Source organism: Acidovorax sp. KPB24-07 (assembly GCF_057543315.1).
The window spans coordinates 1-1,296 of sequence record NZ_BAAJYS010000659.1 but is presented as its reverse complement, the minus strand read 5'-3'; the positions used below and the strand labels follow the sequence as shown (position 1 = coordinate 1,296).

At 70.1% G+C, this 1,296-nt stretch carries 1 pseudogene; it reads left to right on the top strand.

Going from position 1 to position 1,296, the window contains the following annotated elements:
• Nucleotides 1-117 precede the first annotated feature (117 nt).
• Nucleotides 118-1,296, top strand: a pseudogene (locus AC27IQ_RS24785) (aminotransferase-like domain-containing protein); the annotation flags it as partial.

Sequence of the window (1,296 nt, the reverse complement as noted above, 5' to 3'; positions counted from 1 at the left end):
CGTGCCGGCGCGCCGCGGCCCCGGCGCGCCGGCCGCGTGCACTGGCACCACACGCAGGAAAACGCCACGCCGATTTGGCGACAATGGCATCCAGAAAGTGAGACCCCGACCATGCCCCTGCAATTCGCCGACCGACTGAACAACGTAGAGACCTCCGCCATCCGCGAGCTTTTCAAGCTGCTGGGCAAGCCCGGCATCATCAGCTTTGCCGGGGGATTTCCGGACAGCGCGATGTTCGATGTGGACGGCATCCGCGAGGCCTCCAATAAGGCCCTGGCCGAGGAGCCGGGCGCGGCCCTGCAGTACGGCGCCACCGAGGGCTACAACCCCCTGCGCGAGCAACTGGCCGCCTTCATGGTCAGCAAGGGCGCCAGGGACGTGGCGACCGACAACCTCATCGTCACCACCGGCAGCCAGCAGGCGCTGGACCTGCTGGGCAAGACGCTCATCAGCCCTGGCGACAAGGTGATCGTGGAAGGCCCGACCTTCCTGGCCACCATCCAGTGCTTTCGCCTCTATGGCGCCGAGCTGATCAGCGCGCCGGTCGATGGCGAAGGCGTGGACACCGACGCGCTGGAAAAGCTCATCGCCGAGCACCGCCCCAAGTTCGTCTACCTCATCCCCACCTTCGGCAACCCCAGCGGCGCGCTGCTGAGCCTGGAGCGCCGCCGAAAGGTGCTGGAGATGGCCGCCCGCCGCCAGACGCTGATCGTCGAGGACGACCCCTACGGCGACCTGTACTTCGGCGAGGCGCCGCCGCCCAGCCTGCTGGCGCTGTCGGCCGACGTGCCCGGCAGCCGCGACCTGCTGGTGCACTGCGGCAGCCTGAGCAAGGTGCTGAGCCCCGGCCTGCGCGTGGGCTGGCTCATCGCGCCGGCCGAGCTGCTGGCCAAGGCCACCATGTGCAAGCAGTTCAGCGATGCGCACACCAGCACCTTCGCGCAGGCCACGGCCGCGCAGTACCTCAAGGCCGGCCGCATGCCCGCCACGCTGGCCAAGGTGCGCGCGGTGTACGCCGAGCGCGCCGAGGCCATGGGCGATGCGCTGCGCAAGGAACTGGGCGACGCCATCGCGTTCGTGCAGCCGCAGGGCGGCCTGTTCGTCTGGGCGCGCCTCACCGGCGCGCGCGGCCAGGTGGCCGACGGCAACGTGCTGGCCAAGAAGGCCATCGAGCAGGGCGTGGCCTTCGTGCCCGGCACGCCGTTCTTCTGCGCGCAGCCCGACCACGCCACGCTGCGCCTGTCGTTCCGCCACGGCCGATGTGGACAAGATCCGCGAGGGCGTGGCGCGACTGGG